An 18,740-nucleotide genomic window follows, 5' to 3' on the forward strand; every position below is an offset into this window, starting at 1 on the left:
TGCGAAAATCCGGCAGCGGGGTGACGGCAAGATGAGCGTCGGCCCTGACATCGTCGACCTCTTCGTCATCGGCGGCGGCGTCAACGGCGCCGGCATCGCGCGCGATGCCGCCGGCCGAGGGCTTTCAGTCATCCTGTGCGAGAAGGATGATCTCGCCGAAGGCACCAGTTCGCGCTCGGGCAAGCTCGTCCATGGCGGTCTGCGCTACCTCGAATATTATGAGTTCCGCCTGGTGCGCGAGGCGCTGATCGAGCGCGAGGTGCTGCTGGAATCGGCGCCGCACATCATCTGGCCGATGCGCTTCGTGCTGCCGCACAGCCCCGATGACCGGCCCGCATGGCTGGTGCGGCTCGGCCTGTTCCTTTACGACCATCTCGGCGGCCGCAAACGGCTGCCCGCCACCCGGACGCTCGACCTGCGCACCGCGCCCGAGGGGGCGCCGATCAAGGACAGTTTCAAGCGCGGCTTCGAATATTCCGATTGTTGGGTGGACGATGCCCGCCTTGTCGTCATCAATGCGCTCGACGCCGCCGAGCGGGGAGCGAAGGTCTTCACCCGCACCGCCTGCACCGCCGCCCGCCGAGAGGGCGGCCTCTGGGTCGTCGAGATGCGTGACGTCAGGACCGGCATCAAGACCAGTGTGCGGGCCCGCGCGCTGATCAATGCCGCCGGTCCCTGGGTCAACGACATCGTCAATCGCGTTGCCGGCCAGAATTCCAGGCGTAATGTCCGCCTCGTCAAGGGCAGCCATATCGTCGTGCCCAAGTTCTGGGAGGGAAGGCAAGCCTATCTCGTCCAGAACAGCGACAAGCGCGTCATCTTCATCAATCCCTACCAGAACGATCTCGCGCTGATCGGAACCACCGACATTCCCTACGAAGGCCGGCCGGAGGATGTGACCGCGGATGAGAGCGAGATCGACTACCTCATCACAGTGGTCAACCGCTATTTCAAGCGCGGCCTTGCGCGCAACGATGTGGTCTATTCCTTCTCCGGCGTCAGGCCGCTCTATGACGACAACGCCGACAATCCCAGTGCGGTGACCCGCGACTATATTTTCGAACTCGACGCGCCGGATGCGCAGGCGCCGCTGCTCTCCGTCTTCGGCGGCAAGATCACCACCTTCCGCAAACTGGCCGAGCACGCGCTGGACAGGATCGCGCCGTTCTTTCCGAAGATGGGCAAAGCGTGGACCGCAAAGGCGCATTTGCCCGGCGGCGATATCGCCAATGCCGATTTCGAACAGTTCCTCGGCGACCTCGCGAATGAGTATCCATGGATGCCGGCATCGCTGCTCAAGCATTACGGCCGGCTCTACGGCACCAGGACGCGGTCCGTGGTCGGCGGCGCCCGTTCGCTCGCCGCACTGGGGCGGTGTTTTGGCAAGGACTTCTTCGAGCGCGAGGCGAACTACCTCTTTGAACAGGAATGGGCGGAGGACGCGGCCGATATTCTCGAACGGCGCACCAAGCATGGCCTGCATCTGTCCGCCGAGGAGAAGTCGGCCTTCGAGCATTGGTGCGCGACCCGGCAGGCGAGGGCAGGCTGATGGCGCTCACTGCCCCTATTCGGCGACAGCGTTGAAGGGATCGCGACCTTGGCCTTCACGCTCTCCCTCAACACCAATCCGCTGGTCAACCGCTTCGCGGAGCCCGACGATCTGATCGACACCATCGCCTATGGCATCGGCATCAGGGACGTTCAACTCACGCACGAATTCGTCAATCCGGGCTGGCCGGCGGCGACGATCGTCAAATTCGTCCGCATGTTCCGCAACGCCTTGAACCGCACCGGCGTGCGCGTCACCTCCGGCATGACCGGCCCTTATGGCCGGCTCAACCATTTCGGCCATCCCGATGCCGATGTGCGCCGCTATTATGTCGACTGGTTCAAGACCTTTGCCGATATCTCGGCCGAGCTTGGCGCTGGCGGCATGGGCACGCAGTTCGCCATTTTCACGCATCGCGACTTCGACGACCCCGACCGCCGCGCGCGTCTGTTCGACATCGCGCTGGACTGCTGGCGCGAGGTCGCCGAACACGCCCGGGCGGCAGGCCTGACCTACCTGTTCTGGGAGCCGATGTCGGTTGGCCGCGAGTTCGGCCACACGATCGAGAATTGCCGGATGCTGCAGGATGCGATCGATGCCGCCGGCATGGCCATTCCACTGGAGATGATGGTCGACATCGACCATGGCGACGTGACCTCCCCCAACCCGGCCGACATCGATCCCTATGCCTGGGCCGAGGCCTTTCCTCTGAAGTCACCGATCATCCACGTCAAGCAGTCGTCGATGAACAAGGGCGGCCACTGGCCGTTCACGTCAGCCCACAACAAGGACGGCCGTATCACTCCTGAGAAGCTGCTGGAGACGGTGCGCCGCGGCGGCGGCACCGACAACGAGATCTGCCTCGAACTGTCGTTCCGCGAGCGCGAGCCGGTCGACCATCAGGTGGTCGCCATGATCCGCGAGTCGGTCGACTATTGGGCACCCTTCATCGAGACCGGCAGGCCTGGCCTGCTGCCGAAAGCCGGATAGAAATCGGACAGGAGCCGATGCGGCTCCTGTCCATGAAATGCAACCGGATCGAACTCAGGCGAATTTCGGATCGAGGCTGCCCGACTTGTAGCGCTTGGCCATTTCCGAGACCGGCAGCGGCTTGATCTTCGGCGCATTGCCGGCGGTGCCGAATTGCTCGAAGCGCTCCTTGCAGAGCTTCCTCATCGCCGCCATCGCCGGCGTCAGGTATTTGCGCGGATCGAACTCGCTGGGGTTTTCGGTCAGCACCTTGCGGATCGCGCCGGTCAGCGCCATGCGGTTGTCGGTGTCGATGTTGATCTTGCGCACGCCATGCTTGATGCCGCGCTGGATCTCTTCCACCGGCACGCCCCAGGTCGGTTTCATCTGGCCGCCATATTTGTTGATGATCTCCTGCAGGTCCTCCGGCACCGAGGATGAGCCGTGCATGACCAGATGCATGTTGGGCAGCCGGCGGTGGATCTCCTCGATGACATTCATGGCCAGAACCGCGCCGTCGGGCTTGCGCGAGAATTTATAAGCGCCGTGGCTGGTGCCCATGGCCACAGCCAGCGCATCGACATGGGTGTCGCGTACGAACTGCTCGGCCTGCACCGGATCAGTGAGCAACTGATCGTGGCTGATCGCGCCTTCGACGCCGTGGCCGTCTTCCTGTTCGCCGCCGCCGCTCTCGAGCGAGCCCAGCACGCCGATCTCGCCTTCCACCGACACGCCGCCCCAATGCGCCATGTCGACCACACGCCGTGTGATACCGGAATTATAGGCATAGTCGGCCGGCGACTTGCCGTCCTCCTTCAGCGAACCGTCCATCATCACCGAGGTGAAGCCGTACTGGATCGCGGTGACGCAGGTGGCTTCGTTGTTGCCGTGGTCGAGATGCATGCAGACCGGGATGTCGGGGTGGATTTCCACCAGGGCGTCGATCAGCTTGGCCAGCACCACGTCATTGGCGTAGGCGCGCGCACCGCGGCTTGCCTGCAGGATGACCGGCGACTTGGTCTCCTCCGCGGCCTCCATGATGGCCAGGCCCTGTTCCATGTTGTTCATGTTGAAGGCCGGCACGCCATAGCCGTATTCGGCGGCGTGATCGAGCAATTGTCTCAGTGTGATGCGAGCCAACGATTAGTCTCCCGTATCTGGTTTCAAACCTGTGGTTGCGGGCTGTCCGCGCATCGTTCAGCCCACCGATGCTTCTGGCCGGAATTCCGCGCAACCGCAACCGTGACAGACCGTCCCGGCAGCAATTCTTGTTACAGCGGCGCGATAAAAGCCGGCGAAATATCCCAGTGAAATATCTCATTATCACAAAAATTATGATACATGCGCGTCAATGTCTGTTATGTCTGAGTTCGATCAAGGAGCCAGGCTTCTGCGTTGGCGGGTCGGCGAGAAATGAAGAGCGACAACAGACGGCAAGGCATCATGGACTTCCTGGTGGACGCCGGCGCGGCAAGCGTCGACGACCTGGCCTCGCGTTTTGGCGTCTCCAGGATGACCGTGCACCGCGACCTCGACGAACTCGAGGAGAGTGGCTTCCTGCGCAAGGTGCGCGGCGGCGCCTCGATACAGCCGAGCAGCCTCTTCGAAAGCGATTTCCGCTACCGGCAGAAGCAGGCGACTGGGGAAAAGCAGCGCCTGGCGGCGGCGGCCGTTGCCATGATCGAACCCGGCCAGACGGTCATCATCGACGACGGCTCGACGGCGGGCGGTATCGCGCGACATCTCGCGGAACTCAGGCCGCTGACGGTGATCACCAACAATCTCGCCGTCATCCAGGATCTGGCCGGTGCCGGAGGCATCAACCTGATCGCGCTCGGCGGCCAATACTCGAAGAAATTCCATGGCTTCTTCGGCCTGCTCGCGGAGGCTTCGCTGCGATCGCTGCGCGCCGATGTCGCCTTCCTGTCCTCATCCGCCATCCACGGCGCCTCCGCCTTCCATCAGGATCAGGAAGTGGTGCAGGCCAAGCGGCTGATGATGGCTGCGGCGACCCGCAAATACCTGCTGGTCGATCACGGCAAGTTTGGCCGCAGTGCGCTGCATTTCCTGACCGATCTCAAGGCATTCGATGCCGTCTTCACCGGACGCGAGCCGGAGCCCGGGATGCGCGCGACGCTGGATGCGGCCGGGGTTTCGCTGACGGTAGTCGGCGACAAGGATTGAGGATCAAGGAGAGTACGCGTGGTTTACTGGGTCGGTACAAGCTGGAAGATGAACAAGACGCTCGCCGAGGCGCTTGATTTTGCCGGGTCGCTGGCCGGCTTCGTGCCGGGTTTCGACGATCGCATCCAGCCTTTCGTCATTCCGCCCTTCACGGCGGTGCGCGAAGTCAGGCAGGCGCTGTCGGCAACGCGCATCAAGGTCGGCGCGCAGAACATGCATTGGGCCGATGCCGGCGCCTGGACCGGCGAGATCTCGCCGGTGATGCTGAACGATTGCGGCCTCGACCTGGTCGAACTCGGCCATAGCGAACGGCGCGAGCATTTCGGCGAGACCGATCGCACGGTCGGGCTGAAGACGGCGGCGGCGCTCACACATGGACTGATACCGCTGATCTGCGTCGGCGAGACGCTGGCCGAGCGCGAAAGCGGCAAGGCCGATGCGGTGCTGACCAACCAGGTCGAGGGTGCATTGCAACTCCTCGAAGGCGGGGCAGGGGGAGCAAAAATCCTGTTCGCCTATGAGCCGGTCTGGGCGATCGGCGACAAGGGCTTTCCGGCCAGCTCCGACTATGCCGACAAGCAGCAGGGGCTGATCAAGAAGGTCGCCGCCGGTCTGCTGCCGTCCGCGCCGCCGGTGCTCTATGGCGGCAGTGTCAACCCTGGCAATGCCGCGGAACTGATCGGCCGGCCCAACATCGATGGCCTGTTCATCGGCCGCTCCGCCTGGCAGGCCGAAGGCTACATCGACATCCTGCGCCGCGCGTCAGCCGCGATCTGAATCAATCGAACTGGAAAGGACAAAAAATGAAAATAGCCATTGGAGCCGACAGCGCCGGCAAGCCGCTGCTCGACGTCATCGCCGCGCATCTGGCAACCAAGCCCGGCCTCATCGTCAGCGACCTCAGCCAGGCCGGCTTCTATGCCGACCTGTCGCAGAAACTTGCCCAGACGATCGTCGAAGGCGAGAACGATCGCGGCATCCTGTTCTGCGGCACCGGCATCGGCGTCTCGATCTCGGCCAACAAGGTGCCGGGGATCCGCGCGGCACTTACCCACGACACCTATTCGGCCGAGCGCGCGGCGAAATCCAACAACGCCCAGATCATCACCATGGGCGCCCGTGTTATCGGTCCGGAACTGGCCAAGGCCATTGTCGACACGTGGCTGGCCTCGGAGTTCGACGAGAAGGGGCCCTCGGCCGGCAACGTCCAGGCGATCAACAGGCTCGACGCGGCAAAGAGCTAAGAGAGACTGTCGCGCATGGCCCTGATGACGGTGACGGCCGAGGCCGCGCCCGGGTCCATGTGTCCGAGCGACCGCTCGCCGAGCCGCGACGAGCGGCCCTTGGCGGCGATCATGTCCTTGGTCGATTCCGCGCCGCGCTCGGCGGCGGCAAGGGCCGCCTGCAGGCTTTCAGCAAGGTCTTTTCCTGCTGCATTGCTGGCGCCAGCCGCTTCCGCCGCCGGTTGCCAGGCGTCGACCATTGTCTTCTCGCCGATCTCGGCCTTGCCGCGATCCTTGATGCCTTGCGCCATGCCCTGCAGCAGCGCGATGAACTCGGCATCCGCCAGCGTCGCCTTGCCCTTGACGGCGGCGGCGGCGCGCATGAAGGCGGTGGCATAGAGCGGTCCGCAGGACGCGCCGACTGCATTGAGGAACGATTTCGCCGCCGTGTTGAGGAGCGCGGTCGGCTCGGTCGCCGCAAGGTCGACCAATGCCAGCGCATCGCGCACGGCGTTGAACCCGAGCGCCATCGCAATGCCGTGGTCGGCGTCGCCGATGACGCCGTCGAGCTGGCAAAGCCGGTCCCTGTCGGCTTCGATCGCCACCGCGATCGCATCGAACATTCTTTTCAGGTCGGAGGCGGCGATGGTCATGGAGCGCTCTCAGCCGGCACGGAACATGGCGCAGTCGCAGGGATGGTCGAGCATCGTCTGCAACTCTTCGTCGAGATGGAAAAGCGTCACCGAGGCGCCGGCCATTTCCAGCGACGTGCAATAATTGCCGACCCAGGTCGCGTGGACGGAAACGCCGATTGCATCGAGCCGCTGCTTGACCCGACGGTTCATGATGTAGAGCTCCATCAGCGGCGTCGATCCCAGCGAGTTGACCAGCACCGCGACCTTGTCGCCCCGCTTCGGCGCCATCTCGGCGAAGATCTTGTCGAGCATCTCGTCGGCAATCTCATCGGCGGTCCCGAGCTTGCCGCGCGCGATGCCGGGTTCGCCATGGATGCCCATGCCGATCTCCATCTCGTCGGCGCCGATCTCGAAATTCGGCCGCCGTGTCTGCGGCAGCGAGCAGGGCGACAGCGCCACGCCCATGGTGAAGGTGCGATCGTTGGCCTTGCGCGCGATGCGTTCGCATTCGTCGAGCGAGAGCATGAGGTCGCAGGCCGCACCCGCCGCCTTGAAGATGAAGAAATTGCCGGCGACACCACGGCGCTTCTGCCGCTGGTCAAGCGGTGCCGAGGCGACGTCGTCGGTGGTGAGCACCGTCCGCACCTCGATGTCGTCCATGCCGGCCATCTCGGCCGCCATGTCGAAATTCATCACATCGCCGGCATAGTTGCCGTACATGAACAGGACGCCGGCACCGCCGCTGACCGCCTTGGCACATTCCAGGATTGGATCCGGTGGTGGCGAGGCAAAGACGTTGCCGATCGCCGCCGCGTCCGCCAGCCCCTTGCCGACAAAGCCGAGAAAGGTCGGCTCGTGGCCGGAGCCGCCGCCGATCACCAGCCCGACCTTGCCGGGCCTTGATCCGTCGCGGGCGATGATCGAGCGCGGGCTGCCGTCCACGCTTGTGAGATGGCGAGGATGCGCAGCCAGGATCCCTTCGAGCATTTCGTCGACGGCACGGTTGCCGTCATTGATGATCTTCTTGGTCTGCACCGGCATCCTCCCGAACTCGGCATTTTCCTGGAAAGGCGCCCCGCTGAATTAGCGCAAACGCGTTTCCAGGTCCTTGTTTATGCACGTCGTTATCCCAAAACCGCTGCGCGCTTTTGGGCGACATGCGTCCGATACTACCGGCTGTTGCCGGGATTTCCACCCGGCTTCAGTGCTTCAGGCCGCGATCTTTTCCCGCGCGGCGAGAATCTCCACACATGCCTTGGCGGCCTCTTTGCCCTTGACCGTGAAGTGCTCGAAGAAGAAGCGGTGATGCTCGGCGCTGTCGTGAAAATTGTGCGGCGTGAGCACCGCCGACAGGACCGGCACGCCGGTCGACAGCTGCACGTTCATCATGCCGTCGATGACTGCACCGGCGACGAAGTCGTGCCGGTAGATGCCGCCATTGACGACGAACGCCGTGCCGAGGATCGCGGCATAGCGGCCGGTCCCGGCAAGCGTCTTGGCATGCAGCGGAATCTCGTAGGCACCGGGCACGTCGAAGACGTCGACGGCAAAGCGTCCGCCGCCGATCTCGGCCAGCTCCGTCTCGAAGGCTTGCACGCACTGGTCGACAATGTCGGCATGCCAGCGCGCCCTGATGACGGCGACGCGGGTTGTTTCATAGTCTTTGTGGGAATGCTGATTCATGGGTCCATCCTTCCGTTTCGAACCAGAATCAGGACGCACGATACGAAATCCGGCCCGCCGGGGCGGTCCGTTTTCCGTTTCGTTCTCTTTCATCCGGACTCTAACCGTCGGCCCCGGAATCACACCGGATCTGCTGACCTTTCCGATGCCGGAAAGCGCTCGCGGGCTTCGGCCGAAGCCGTTACCGCCGGTGGGGACTTTCACCCCGCCCTGAGAACATTAACGCGCTCTGTATGAAGAGCAGGGGTGCCGGTGTCAACCGCGCGACAGGCCGCTGGCCAATCACGTTCTGTCGGCTGGAGCAATGCGATGATGGCTCTACCGGGTGCGCCACGCTGCCGCCGAAGCCGCAACCAGCATCAGCACCGCCGCGACCATCGCGCATGTGGCAAAGCCGAAGCCGGAATAGAGCGGCCCGAAGCCGGTGGTGCCGACGAACACCGCGAGGTAGGTCACCGCGCTGTTCAGGCCCATGATCGTGCCCCGCCGTGACGGATCGAGCGCCGACAGGCGCATCACCAGCACGTTCAGGCCGAAATGATTGGCAAGCCCCCAGGCGGTCACCATGGCGAGTGTCAGGCCATAGCTGTCGCTGGTCGCGGCGATCGCCACGTAGACCATGGCGACGAGAAGATAGGCGAAAGGCATGACGCGCCTAGCGCCAAGGCGATCGATGATGCCGTCGAAGAGCGCCGCCGTGCCAAACCCCGCGCCATAGGCGAGGGCCGCCAGACCGTTGGCGCTGACCGCCTGTCCCAGTCCGCTGTGAAGATGATCGCCGAGATAGCCATAAACACCGTAGAAGGCGGTCATGAAGGCGCCGCAGGCGACCAGCAGCGGCACGATGCCGGGAATGCCGAACGCCTCGAACGGCGAGGGCGCCGGCCCGGTCTTCCTGACATCCGGGAGCGACGATGTGCTGAGACCGCCGAGCGCCAGGGTGGCAAGCAGCGCCACGGCGGCGAAGACGGCGCGCCAGTGCACGAGATCGGCAAGCACCGCCGACAGCGAAACGCCGGCCACCATGCTGAGCGTCCATCCGGTCAGCACCACGCCGATCGTGCCGCTTTCGCGGCCGGGCGGAGCGATAGCCGCGGCACTGGCGTAAATTGCCGGCATGGCGACGCCGGCGGCAATGCCGGCGACAAGCTGCGCGGCAACCAGCGCGGCCACCGTGGGCGCGGCCGCGCTGGCGACCAAGGCCAATGCCAGCAGCAGCAAGGCCGCCTGCAGCATCCGGCGGGCGCCGACCCGGTCGATATGGCGTGCCAGGAACAGGGCGCTCGCCGATGTGCCGAGGCCGAAGGCGGCCGCCGCCGTCATCACCACGGGAACGCTGGTCGCGAACGATACGGCCACCGCCGGAGCGATCGGGCCCAGCACCAGCGAATTCGAGCCGATCACGGCGATGCATCCGGTCAGGAGATAGGCAAGCGCCGGAATGGGCGGCCTGGTGTCCGCGTTCAAGGTTGCAGCTTGATCGTTGTTCGACATATCATCATAATGGCCGTATTAAATTCCGTGACAATCGGGAATATCGGCATGGATGAAGAAACAGATGGCATTCAGCGGAACAGGCCGGCGGCCCGGGATGTCGACGCGACCGACCGAAAGATATTAGGCGTTCTGGTCGACGACGCGACCGTCAGTTATGCCGAGCTCGGCGAACGTGTCGGCCTGTCGCCGCCGGCAGCGCATGAGCGCGTCAAGCGACTTCGGCGCAGCGGCGCCATCCGCAACACGGCCGCCATCATCGATCCCAACGCGGTGAGAAAGCCTCTGCTCACCTTCGTCCACATCGACACCAGCGGCTGGGGCAAGACCCCGGAACTGATGGCGATTTCGGAGTATCCCGAGGTCGAGGAGATCCACACCGTCGCCGGCGACACATGCGTCCTGCTCAAGGTGCGCACCGAGGACACCAAGGCGCTCGAAGGACTGCTGTTGCGTCTCTACGAGACACCCGGCGTCACCTCGACGCGCAGCTACGTGGTTCTGGCGACCTACCTCGAACGGCCGGTGCAGCCCGGCATCACGGCGCAATGGCCGACGCCGAAGCACATGGGCAAGCCGCTCTACTGAAGCGATTCCAGGAAAACTGTGCTGCGGTTTCCGTCGGGAATTGCGTGAAAACAGAGAGTTGGAGCGGTCGGCGATTCCAGCTGGACCGCTCTAACGGATGACGCCGCTCGGTTTTGATTATCCCTGCTCGGGGAACATCGCCTTCAGCCCTTCGCGCGATGCCTTGGCGATGCCGCGCTCGGTGATCAGTCCGGTCACCAGCCGTGCCGGCGTCACGTCGAAGGCGGGGTTCCTTGCCGGCGTCGCTTCGGGCGAGACACGCACCTGGGCGATCTCGCCCGTGGCGGTCTTGCCCCAGACCAGCGATACCTCGTCGCCCGAGCGCTCCTCGATCGGGATTTCGGCGAGGCCGTCGCCCACCGTCCAGTCAATGGTGGGAGAGGGCAGCGCGACGTAGAACGGCACGTCGTTGTCGGCTGCGGCGAGCGCCTTCAGATAGGTGCCGATCTTGTTGCAGACATCGCCGTCGGCTGTCGTGCGGTCGGTGCCAACGATGACCATGTCGATTGCGCCGCGCTGCATCAGATGGCCGCCGGCATTGTCGACGATCAACGTGTGCGGCACGCCATGGCCGGCCATTTCCCAGGCGGTCAGCTGGGCGCCCTGGTTGCGCGGGCGTGTTTCATCCACATAGACATGGACCGGAATGCCGGCTTCTACAGCGAGATAGATCGGTGAGGTGGCTGTGCCATAGTCGACAGTCGCCAGCCAGCCGGCATTGCAGTGGGTGAGGATATTGACCGGCTCGCCCGGCTGCTTGCGCGCCGCGATGTCCTTGATGATGGCGAGACCGTTCTCGCCGATGGCGCGGTTGAGCCCGACATCCTCGTCGGCGATTTCACTGGCGCGCCGATAGGCGGCCGCGGCGCGTTGTTCGGCCGGCAACGGCCGCAGGAAACGCCGCATCTCGTCCAGCGCCCAGCGCAGGTTGATCGCCGTCGGTCGTGTCTCGTGCAGAGTTTCCCACACGCTGTCGAGCGCTTCGTCGGACGGATCGTGCGCCATCTGCATGGCGACGCCGTAGGCCGCCGTGACCCCGATCAACGGTGCGCCGCGCACCCACATGTCGCGGATCGCGGTGGCGATGCCGGCGACCGTGCCAAGCTTCTCGATGCGGAATTCATGCGGCAGCCAGCGCTGGTCGATGATCTCCACCGAGCGGCCGTCGTCGCTGAGCCAGATGGTCCGATAGTGGCGGTCGCCGACGTTCAAATGCTGTTCTCCTGTTCGATCAGCGCGGCCAGGTTGTTGACCTCGTCGATGCTGTGAATCTGGCGCCGGTTGACGGCGATGTGGCGGCCGAATTTCAGTGCCTTCGCCTCACAACTGGCGCGCAGATCTTCATCGGCAATGGTCTCGAAGTCGGCATTGTGGGCGAGGCCGAGGATGCGCCTGTGCACCTCGATGCCGGCAAAGCCGAGCAGATCGGTCCAGATCTGGTGCAGCACATCGTCGAGCGCCTGCTCGGCGCCCAGCCTGTCGCCCTGATCCTCGAACAGGCTCTTCTGGTAGAGCATGCCGGTGCGCTCGGTGCGCCACAGATGCGAGAACTCGGCGCGGAACACCGCCCATGTCTCGACCACGACATCGAGCAGATAGGCGCGCATGGCGTCGCGCTTGCCCTTCTGCTCATGCCCGCCTTGCGAGAAGAACGACATCCAGAAATTGGCGAGCAGCATGCCGGCGTCGAACGCCATCGGACCGTAGAAGGCGAACTCCGGATCGATCATCCGCGTTTCCTGGTCGGTGACCATGATCGAGCCGGAATGCAGGTCGCCATGCAGAAGTGTCTCGGCATTGGTGGCGAAGAGATGCTTCAGCCGCTGCGCCTCCACCTTGAGGTCGCGGTCGGCCCGCAGTTCCGCCACCAGACCGTCGAGCTGCGGACTGGTGTGACGGTTCATCTTGGCGTCGAAATACGGGTCGGAAAACACCAGGTTCTCGGTGATGTCGCAAAGCTCGACATTGTCCGCGAACAGCGCCAGGTCCGCCTTGCGCTCCTTGGCCACCATCGACAGGTCGGAACCGCGGAACAGCGTGCGGGCCATGAACAGCCCGATATCCCGGGCAATGTTCGGCAACTGCCGGCCTTCGATCAGCGCCCGCCGCAGGATGATGTGCGGCGACAGATATTCCATGATGATCAGCGCCTGGACTTCGTCGAAGTAGTAGATCGCCGGAACCGAGCCCGGCGCGCGCGCCTCTTGCCGGGTCAGCGCGTGGTACTCGAAGAAGGAACGTTTCAGCGGCAGCGGCCAGCTGTCGCCGACCAGCCGGACATAGGGCAGGGCCTGCTTGACGATGGCGCCGCCACTGGCGCCTTCGACGATGAACACCAGGTTCAGATTGCCGTCCCCGACCTCGCGGACCTTCCAGGCGCTCGCATCCTTGCCGATCTTGGCGCACAGCGCTTCGTTCGTGCCGAGACGTGTTGCGAGCGTCTCCACCGACAATGCTTCGAACGGCAATTTCCCAGTCATCCTTGTCCCTCCCGCCTGTGCTCCCATCATAAGGGAGCCTTGACGGCGAGGCCAAGCTAGGAAGCTGTCTGGCAATTGTCAATCGTGTTGACAATTGCCGATATTGACCATAGCGTCATGGTCAGGGAGGAACGCATGGTCGGCAATGCCGTGTTCCGCGTAGAGGGACTGAGGAAATCCTTTGGCCGCAACGAGGTGCTTGGCGGCATCGCGCTGGACCTCCATGCCGGTGAAGTGACCGTGCTGATGGGCGCCAACGGCGCCGGCAAATCCACCCTCGTCAAGATCGTCAGCGGCGTCTACGAGCGTGGCGGCGGCACCATGACGCTTGCCGGGCAGGATTTTGCGCCGAACACGCCGGCGGAAGCGATCCGCGCCGGCGTCGTCACCGTGCACCAGAACATCAATGACGGCGTCGTCGCCGACCTCGACGTCGCCACCAATCTCACGCTCGACAGGCTGAGCGGCAAAGGCGCGCCGACCCTGTTCAATCCCGCCCGGGTGCGCCGCGAGGCCAAGGCGGTCGCCGACCGCATGGGGCTGGCCATCGATCTCAAGGCGCGCGTCAGCGACCTTTCGCTCGCCGATCGCCAGATGGTGGCGATTGCCCGTGCGCTGGCACACCAGCCGAAAGTGCTGATCCTCGATGAGCCGACCTCGTCGCTCTCCAGCGCCGAAGCCGACAGGCTGTTCGCGCTGGTCGACCGGCTGCGCGAGCAAGGCGTGGCGATCCTCTATATCTCGCACCGCATGTCGGACATCAGGCGGCTTGCGGACCGCATCGTCTCGATGCGCGACGGTGTCGTCTCCGGCGCCTTCGACACCAAGCCGCTCGACTATGAAGGCGCGGTCAACGCCATGCTCGGCCGCAAGATCCATCTCGACCGGATCGTCGCCAGGAGTTCCGCCAGGGCGGTCCTGAGCGTCGAAGGCCTTCGCATCGCGCAGGGCGCCAAGCCGATTTCGCTGTCGCTTGGCGATGGCGAAGTGGTCGCCATCACCGGTCTCGTCGGTGTCGGCAAGACCGCTCTTGCCGAGACGCTGTTCGGCGTGCGCCGACCACTCGCCGGCACCATGACGATGAACGGCAAGCCTTACGCGCCGCGCTCGGCGGGCGACGCAATCGCCGCCGGCGTGTTCCTCGTCGCCAAGGATCGCGCCACCAGCGGCATCGTCGGCGGCTTCAACATCGAGCGCAATGTCAGCTTGCCTTTCCTGAAGCGTATGTCGAATTTCAGCGTGCTCAAGCGCCGCCTCGAACGCGCCACCGCGCGCCGGCAGATCGAGCAGCTCGGCATCGTCTGCCGCTCCGAAAAGGATGACATGTCGGCATTGTCCGGCGGCAACCAGCAGAAGGTGATGGTCGCCCGCTGGATGGCCCAGAATGCCGCGCTGTTCATCCTCGACGAGCCGTTCCAGGGCGTCGACATTTCGGCCCGGCGCGACATCGCGGCCAAGCTGAGGGCAAGCGCCAATGGCCGCGCCACGCTTTTGTTCGTCACCGAACTCGACGAAGCGCTGGAGACCGCCGACCGCATCCTGGTGATGTCGGAGCACGCAATCGTCGGCGAACACCGCAACGCCGATGTCGATCTAAATCGCCTGCTGGCCGAGGTCGCGGGCGGACCGCTGCACAGCGCTGCCTGAGCGTGGCGGCCGATGGAATTGGAATGGAGAGACCATGGGTTGGAGTTGGGTAAAAACGGCAGCGGCGCCGGGGTGCGCGGAATGACGCTGCGCGACTACGCCATCCGCTATGGGTTCATCGTGCTGTTGTTCGGATTGGTCGCCTATTTCGCGATCGCCGCCGACGGGTTCGTCTCGCCGCAAAGTGCCGTCTTCATCTTCCAGTCGGTCGCCATCACCGGCGTGCTGGCGCTCGGTGTTACCGCCACCCTGGTGGTCGGCGGCTTCGACCTGTCGATCGGTTCGGTCGCGACCTCGGCCATGATGGCGGCGGCCTATGTCATGGTGGTGCTGGAGCAGAACGTGTTCGTGGCGGTCATCGTCTGCCTGTTGATCGGCGCCATTGTCGGCCTGATCAATGGCTGGCTGATCGTCTATATGCGCGTGCCGGACCTGCTGGCGACACTCGGCATGATGTTCCTGCTGGTCGGCCTGCAGCGCATCCCGACAGAAGGCCGCTCGATCGCCACCGGCATGACAATGCCCGATGGCTCGGTCGCCAACGGCAAATTCTCCGATGCCTTCCTGGCGCTTGGCCGCCACCGCTTCGATTTCTTCATCCCGAACCTCATTCCGGTGTCGGTGGTCGTGCTTCTGGTGCTGGCCGTGCTGATCTGGTTCTTCCTCGAATACACCCGCTTCGGCCGCATGATGTATGCGGTCGGCAGCAATGAGCGCGCCGCCGAACTCGCCGGCGCGCCTGTCAAGGCATACAAGATCTGGGCCTACGTTATTTCAGGAGTTTTTGCCTCGATCGGCGGCATTTTGCTCGCTGCCCGGCTTGGACGCGGCGACATCGCCTCGGGTAATAATCTGCTGCTTGATGCGGTTGCCGCGGCGCTGATCGGCTACGCGGTGCTTGGCGCCGCGAAGCCGAACGCTTTCGGCACCGCCATCGGCGCGCTGTTCGTCGGCATCTTGCTGCAGGGCCTGACGATGATGAACGCGCCCTACTACACGCAGGATTTCGTCAAGGGCGTGGTTCTGGTCGTCGCCCTTGTCTTCACCTTTGCCCTTTCGGGCAGGGCCAGAAGCTAGCATTCGGCCGGATGGATTTTGGGTTCAACAAAAAGTGGAGGAAAACAAGGTGAACATCACAAGAAGACTTCTGGGGAAAGTGGCGCTCGGGCTCGCCGGCGCAACCATGCTGATGCAGGTCCCGGCATTGGCCGCCGATAAGCCGGCGCCATTCGACAAGCCCGGCGTCAAGATCGCGCTGGTGCGCTATCTCTCGACCGGCGACTTCTTCCAGGCCTATCTGTCGGGCGTCGAGGCGCAGTCGAAGGCGCTCGGCATCGACCTGCGCGTGCTCGACAGCCGCCAGGACGCCGCCCTTCAGGCCGACATGGTCGACCAGGCGATCGCGCTCGGAGTGCAGGGCATCATCATCCAGCACGGCCTGACGGAATCGATGAAGGACGCCGCCCAGCGTGCCGTCGACGCCGGCATCAAGGTGGTGGCCTTCGACGTCAATGTCGAAAACCCCAAGATCCCGCAGATCGAACAGTCGGACAAGGACCTGGCGCGGCTGGCGCTCGAACAGGCAGTCAAGGACAATGGCGAAAGCTGGAACGCCGGCTATGTCTACGTCGCCGGCATCGCGCCGCTCGACCGCCGCAACGAAACCTGGGTCGACGTGAAGAAGAAATATGCCGGCATCAAGGAAGCCGCCATGTTCGGCACGCTCGACAATCCGATCGCCAACTCCGTCGCCAACCAGGCGCGCTCGGTGCTGTCGGCGCACCCCGACATCAACGTGATGTTCGCCCCTTATGACGAATTCGCCAAGGGCGTGAAGATCGCCGTCGACGAAGCGAGCCTGAACAAGAAGATCAAGATCTATTCGGCCGACATTTCGACGTCCGACATCGCGGCGATGCGCGAGCCCGACAGTGCCTGGGCCGCGACCGCCGCGACCAACCCGGCCGTCGTCGGCCAGGTCTCTGTACGCGCCCTGGCGCAGTTGCTTGCCGGCGAAGATCCCGGCCACAACGTCATCGTGCCGCCGACACTGATCACCCAGAAGGAACTGATCGACAAGGACATCAAGAACATGGAAGACCTGTCGGCCAAGCTGCCGCAGTTCGCCCACGCCGATGTCGCCATGCCTGCCTGGATGCCGAACCCCAACGCGAAGTAGCTTTCGGGCCACAAGGAACGAGCGGACCAACCTCTAACCAATATACGGAGCCGCCTGCAGCAACTTGTTGTAGGCGGTTTTTTTGTCGAAGATGCCTCCGTGCTTGGAAGGTCGTTTGCGGGAAGAATTAGCATCGCCGTTCCTTTTTTCAGCATAGAGCGGGAGGGGAAATGCCGTCATATCATTCCAACATCAATCATCTTCAGAACGAAATTGCCCGTTTTCAGAAGGAAGATGCTGCCCTTCTGTCGAAAGAAGCCGCCGCATTAAAGAAAATTAACAGTGCGAGAGAGGCTATCAGCCGCACGAAGATAGTCTCTACCGTCACATCCAGACTGAAGGAGATTGAGCGAACGTCAAACGATCTCGCATCCATCGGCAAGAAGCGAGCTGAGCTATCCGGGAAGATCGCATCGAAGACGAAGGATTTGAACGGCTACATCACAAAGCAGGCTGCCGAGGATGGGCGGTCCCGAAAAAAGGTGGCTGATGAACAGAAGCGGCTAATACTCCAACAGGAAAATAGGGCAAGGCTGATCAGTGAGCAGATGCGCCAGATTGCGAATGTATCGTCAGCAGCTCTTAGCGCAGACCGAAAATTTGATTTCTTCATCTCTCACGCCAGCGAAGACAAGGACGCATTCGTCCGCGGATTAGCGTCGGACCTGTCCGCACTTGGGGCAGAAGTTTTCTATGATGAGGCTACGCTTAAAATTGGTGACAGTTTGAGACGAAACATAGACGCGGGACTCCGAAATTCCCGTTTCGGCATTGTTGTTCTTTCAAGCGCATTCTTCAGTAAGGAATGGCCTGCCCGGGAGCTTGATGGTCTCACGGCGCTGGAGGTGGGAGGGCAGACCCGGATTCTGCCCATCTGGCACAAGGTCTCCAAGGATGAGGTGGCTAGGTACAGTCCAGTACTTGCAGACAAAGTGGCCCTCAACACATCGTTGAAAACGGTGAAAGAGATCGCTGAAGAACTCTACAGCCTACTATAGTCAAGTCATTCCAAAACTGAGTTGGATTAAGCGGCCACGCGTTGATGCCTAGGCCGACCGTCGGATCGATACGTCGCTACGAAGCTATCACTGTCAAAGGCAGGCATTTGGGGGACAGTCATGGCAGTAATAAATCTCGCGTCGGAACAAAGATACTACGACACAATGAGTGGGCAAGGCGCGTTCACTGTGATTATCCGTGGTGTCGCGTACCTCGACTTTGAGCTCGATAAATTGCTCGGACTCTGCGTGAAAGTGCCAGGAGAGTTAAACGCAATGAATTTGGACTTCGCGAAGCGTTGCGCGTTGGCTTTCGCTCTCGGGCTGGACCGAGAGATCAAACCTGCACTGACCGCAGTGGGAAATTTGCGAAATAAGCTTGCTCATCAACCGGAAAGACACCTGACCTCAGAAGATGCCGAGAATCTGCATGGCCTACTGTCGTCTAGAGAGCGGCAAAACATTCCAGCGTTCCTCGATAAAATGGCGAGGTCGCCTAAAGTGAAGTTCGATCAACTAAGCGCTATGGACCGATACGTTCTAATGCTGGTGCTATTGAGATCCATAGTTGTGGCGGCTCAACATAACGTTGAAAACGCTCCCAGCGCGCGATGATAGGCTGGCTGTGGTTCGTAGATGACGATGTAGCGGCCTTCGATCAGCACTCGGGCTGTTGCACTCAATTCCGGGCGGGCTGCTCCTATCCTGGGGTGCTGAGCCGCCAGATCCAGCTTGTCGAAGATGCGCATCAGCAGCTTGTCCGCTGCCTTTTCGTTGTCGATTGCGATGGTGTGCCAGACATCTCGCAAATCCTGCGAGGCGCGCGGTGTGAACCGATATTTAGCCACGGGCGCGGCGTTCTGCCTTCAGGCCTCGAATGAACTCGGCGGGTTCGACTTCCACTGGCTTGCCGCTGGCCATGCCATCGGCATAGGCGCGTTTCAAGTGCTCAAGCTCCAGCGCACGCAATTCCTCGCGCTGCTCCCACAGGCGCAAGGCATCGCGGACAATCTCGCTATTGGAGGCGTATGCCCCGCCTTCGACCGCACTTTGCAGGCGAGCAATCTGCTGCGCGGTGAGCGAGATGGTGAGGGTGCGCATCGGTTCGGCT

Annotated in this window: 19 protein-coding genes and 1 riboswitch; of the genes, 10 read left to right on the forward strand and 9 right to left on the reverse strand. The window is 62.9% G+C overall.

Annotation, left to right across the window (positions count from 1 at the left end; all coding sequences use genetic code 11):
• The first annotated feature begins 31 nt into the window (after positions 1-31).
• Both O7B34_RS11960 and O7B34_RS11965 read left to right on the forward strand, forming a co-directional pair.
• Complete coding sequence (locus O7B34_RS11960; RefSeq protein ID WP_337146265.1) at positions 32-1,549, forward strand: glycerol-3-phosphate dehydrogenase; 1,518 nt, start codon at positions 32-34, stop codon at positions 1,547-1,549.
• A 48-nt stretch (positions 1,550-1,597) separates the two neighbouring features.
• Positions 1,598-2,539, forward strand: coding sequence for a sugar phosphate isomerase/epimerase family protein (locus O7B34_RS11965; RefSeq protein WP_337146266.1), 942 nt, complete (start codon positions 1,598-1,600; stop codon positions 2,537-2,539).
• Positions 2,540-2,593: 54 nt separating this feature from the next.
• Here the strand turns inward: O7B34_RS11965 and fba are convergent, their stop codons facing one another.
• Entirely contained in the window at positions 2,594-3,658 is a 1,065-nt protein-coding gene (gene fba / locus O7B34_RS11970; RefSeq protein ID WP_027142227.1) for a class II fructose-bisphosphate aldolase, read from the reverse strand.
• Positions 3,659-3,931: 273 nt separating this feature from the next.
• Here fba and O7B34_RS11975 point away from each other — a divergent pair, with 273 nt between their 5' ends.
• Genes O7B34_RS11975 through derI form a run of 3 tightly spaced genes read left to right on the forward strand, consistent with a single transcriptional unit; the run spans position 3,932 to position 5,946 of the window.
• Positions 3,932-4,702 carry a DeoR/GlpR family DNA-binding transcription regulator gene (locus O7B34_RS11975; protein ID WP_337146267.1) on the forward strand — a complete coding sequence of 257 codons (771 nt, stop codon included), beginning with the start codon at positions 3,932-3,934 and terminating at the stop codon, positions 4,700-4,702.
• Positions 4,703-4,720: 18 nt separating this feature from the next.
• Entirely contained in the window at positions 4,721-5,479 is a 759-nt protein-coding gene (locus O7B34_RS11980) for a triose-phosphate isomerase (protein WP_337146268.1), read from the forward strand.
• Positions 5,480-5,505: 26 nt separating this feature from the next.
• Positions 5,506-5,946, forward strand: coding sequence for a D-erythrulose-4-phosphate isomerase (gene derI, locus O7B34_RS11985; RefSeq protein WP_337146269.1), 441 nt, complete (start codon positions 5,506-5,508; stop codon positions 5,944-5,946).
• On the opposite strand, the gene dhaL is transcribed toward derI, so the two are convergent.
• From dhaL to O7B34_RS12005, 4 genes are all read right to left on the reverse strand, one after another.
• The gene (gene dhaL / locus O7B34_RS11990; protein WP_337146270.1) at positions 5,943-6,578 is read right to left on the reverse strand and encodes a dihydroxyacetone kinase subunit DhaL; all 636 of its coding nucleotides are present in this window, start codon (positions 6,576-6,578) and stop codon (positions 5,943-5,945) included. The genes derI and dhaL overlap by 4 nt on opposite strands.
• A gap of 9 nt (positions 6,579-6,587) precedes the next feature.
• Complete coding sequence (locus O7B34_RS11995) at positions 6,588-7,601, reverse strand: dihydroxyacetone kinase subunit DhaK (protein ID WP_337146271.1); 1,014 nt, start codon at positions 7,599-7,601, stop codon at positions 6,588-6,590.
• A gap of 168 nt (positions 7,602-7,769) precedes the next feature.
• Entirely contained in the window at positions 7,770-8,243 is a 474-nt protein-coding gene (locus tag O7B34_RS12000) for a 6,7-dimethyl-8-ribityllumazine synthase (protein ID WP_337146272.1), read from the reverse strand.
• A 77-nt stretch (positions 8,244-8,320) separates the two neighbouring features.
• Positions 8,321-8,465, reverse strand: a riboswitch (FMN riboswitch).
• Positions 8,466-8,561: 96 nt separating this feature from the next.
• Positions 8,562-9,737: an MFS transporter gene (locus O7B34_RS12005; RefSeq protein WP_337146273.1), complete on the reverse strand. Its 1,176-nt coding sequence runs from the start codon at positions 9,735-9,737 to the stop codon at positions 8,562-8,564.
• A 48-nt stretch (positions 9,738-9,785) separates the two neighbouring features.
• On the opposite strand from O7B34_RS12005, the gene O7B34_RS12010 reads away from it, so the two are divergent.
• Positions 9,786-10,325: an Lrp/AsnC family transcriptional regulator gene (locus O7B34_RS12010; protein ID WP_140714696.1), complete on the forward strand. Its 540-nt coding sequence runs from the start codon at positions 9,786-9,788 to the stop codon at positions 10,323-10,325.
• A 117-nt stretch (positions 10,326-10,442) separates the two neighbouring features.
• Here the strand turns inward: O7B34_RS12010 and mtnA are convergent, their stop codons facing one another.
• Positions 10,443-11,537 carry an S-methyl-5-thioribose-1-phosphate isomerase gene (gene mtnA, locus O7B34_RS12015; protein WP_337146274.1) on the reverse strand — a complete coding sequence of 365 codons (1,095 nt, stop codon included), beginning with the start codon at positions 11,535-11,537 and terminating at the stop codon, positions 10,443-10,445.
• Positions 11,534-12,805: an S-methyl-5-thioribose kinase gene (gene mtnK / locus O7B34_RS12020; RefSeq protein ID WP_337146275.1), complete on the reverse strand. Its 1,272-nt coding sequence runs from the start codon at positions 12,803-12,805 to the stop codon at positions 11,534-11,536. Before mtnK ends, mtnA begins: the two co-directional genes overlap by 4 nt.
• Positions 12,806-12,940: 135 nt before the next feature.
• Here mtnK and O7B34_RS12025 point away from each other — a divergent pair, with 135 nt between their 5' ends.
• From O7B34_RS12025 to O7B34_RS12040, 4 genes are all read left to right on the forward strand, one after another.
• Positions 12,941-14,452 carry a sugar ABC transporter ATP-binding protein gene (locus O7B34_RS12025; RefSeq protein ID WP_337146416.1) on the forward strand — a complete coding sequence of 504 codons (1,512 nt, stop codon included), beginning with the start codon at positions 12,941-12,943 and terminating at the stop codon, positions 14,450-14,452.
• An 81-nt stretch (positions 14,453-14,533) separates the two neighbouring features.
• On the forward strand, positions 14,534-15,529 hold the full coding sequence (locus O7B34_RS12030; RefSeq protein WP_337146417.1) for an ABC transporter permease: 996 nt from the start codon (positions 14,534-14,536) through the stop codon (positions 15,527-15,529).
• A gap of 49 nt (positions 15,530-15,578) precedes the next feature.
• Positions 15,579-16,631, forward strand: coding sequence for a substrate-binding domain-containing protein (locus O7B34_RS12035; RefSeq protein ID WP_140714686.1), 1,053 nt, complete (start codon positions 15,579-15,581; stop codon positions 16,629-16,631).
• A gap of 170 nt (positions 16,632-16,801) precedes the next feature.
• A complete protein-coding gene (locus O7B34_RS12040; protein WP_337146276.1) occupies positions 16,802-17,629 on the forward strand; it encodes a toll/interleukin-1 receptor domain-containing protein in 828 nt (275 codons plus the stop codon).
• 578 nt (positions 17,630-18,207) lie between these two features.
• Here the strand turns inward: O7B34_RS12040 and O7B34_RS12045 are convergent.
• Positions 18,208-18,477, reverse strand: coding sequence for a type II toxin-antitoxin system RelE/ParE family toxin (locus tag O7B34_RS12045; RefSeq protein WP_337146277.1), 270 nt, complete (start codon positions 18,475-18,477; stop codon positions 18,208-18,210).
• The gene (locus O7B34_RS12050) at positions 18,470-18,730 is read right to left on the reverse strand and encodes a ribbon-helix-helix domain-containing protein (protein ID WP_337146278.1); all 261 of its coding nucleotides are present in this window, start codon (positions 18,728-18,730) and stop codon (positions 18,470-18,472) included. The genes O7B34_RS12045 and O7B34_RS12050 overlap by 8 nt, the downstream gene beginning before the upstream one ends.
• Between the last annotated feature and the right edge of the window lie 10 nt (positions 18,731-18,740).

This window comes from Mesorhizobium sp. Cs1299R1N3 (assembly GCF_037179625.1).
In the GTDB taxonomy this organism is placed as follows: domain Bacteria; phylum Pseudomonadota; class Alphaproteobacteria; order Rhizobiales; family Rhizobiaceae; genus Mesorhizobium; species Mesorhizobium salmacidum.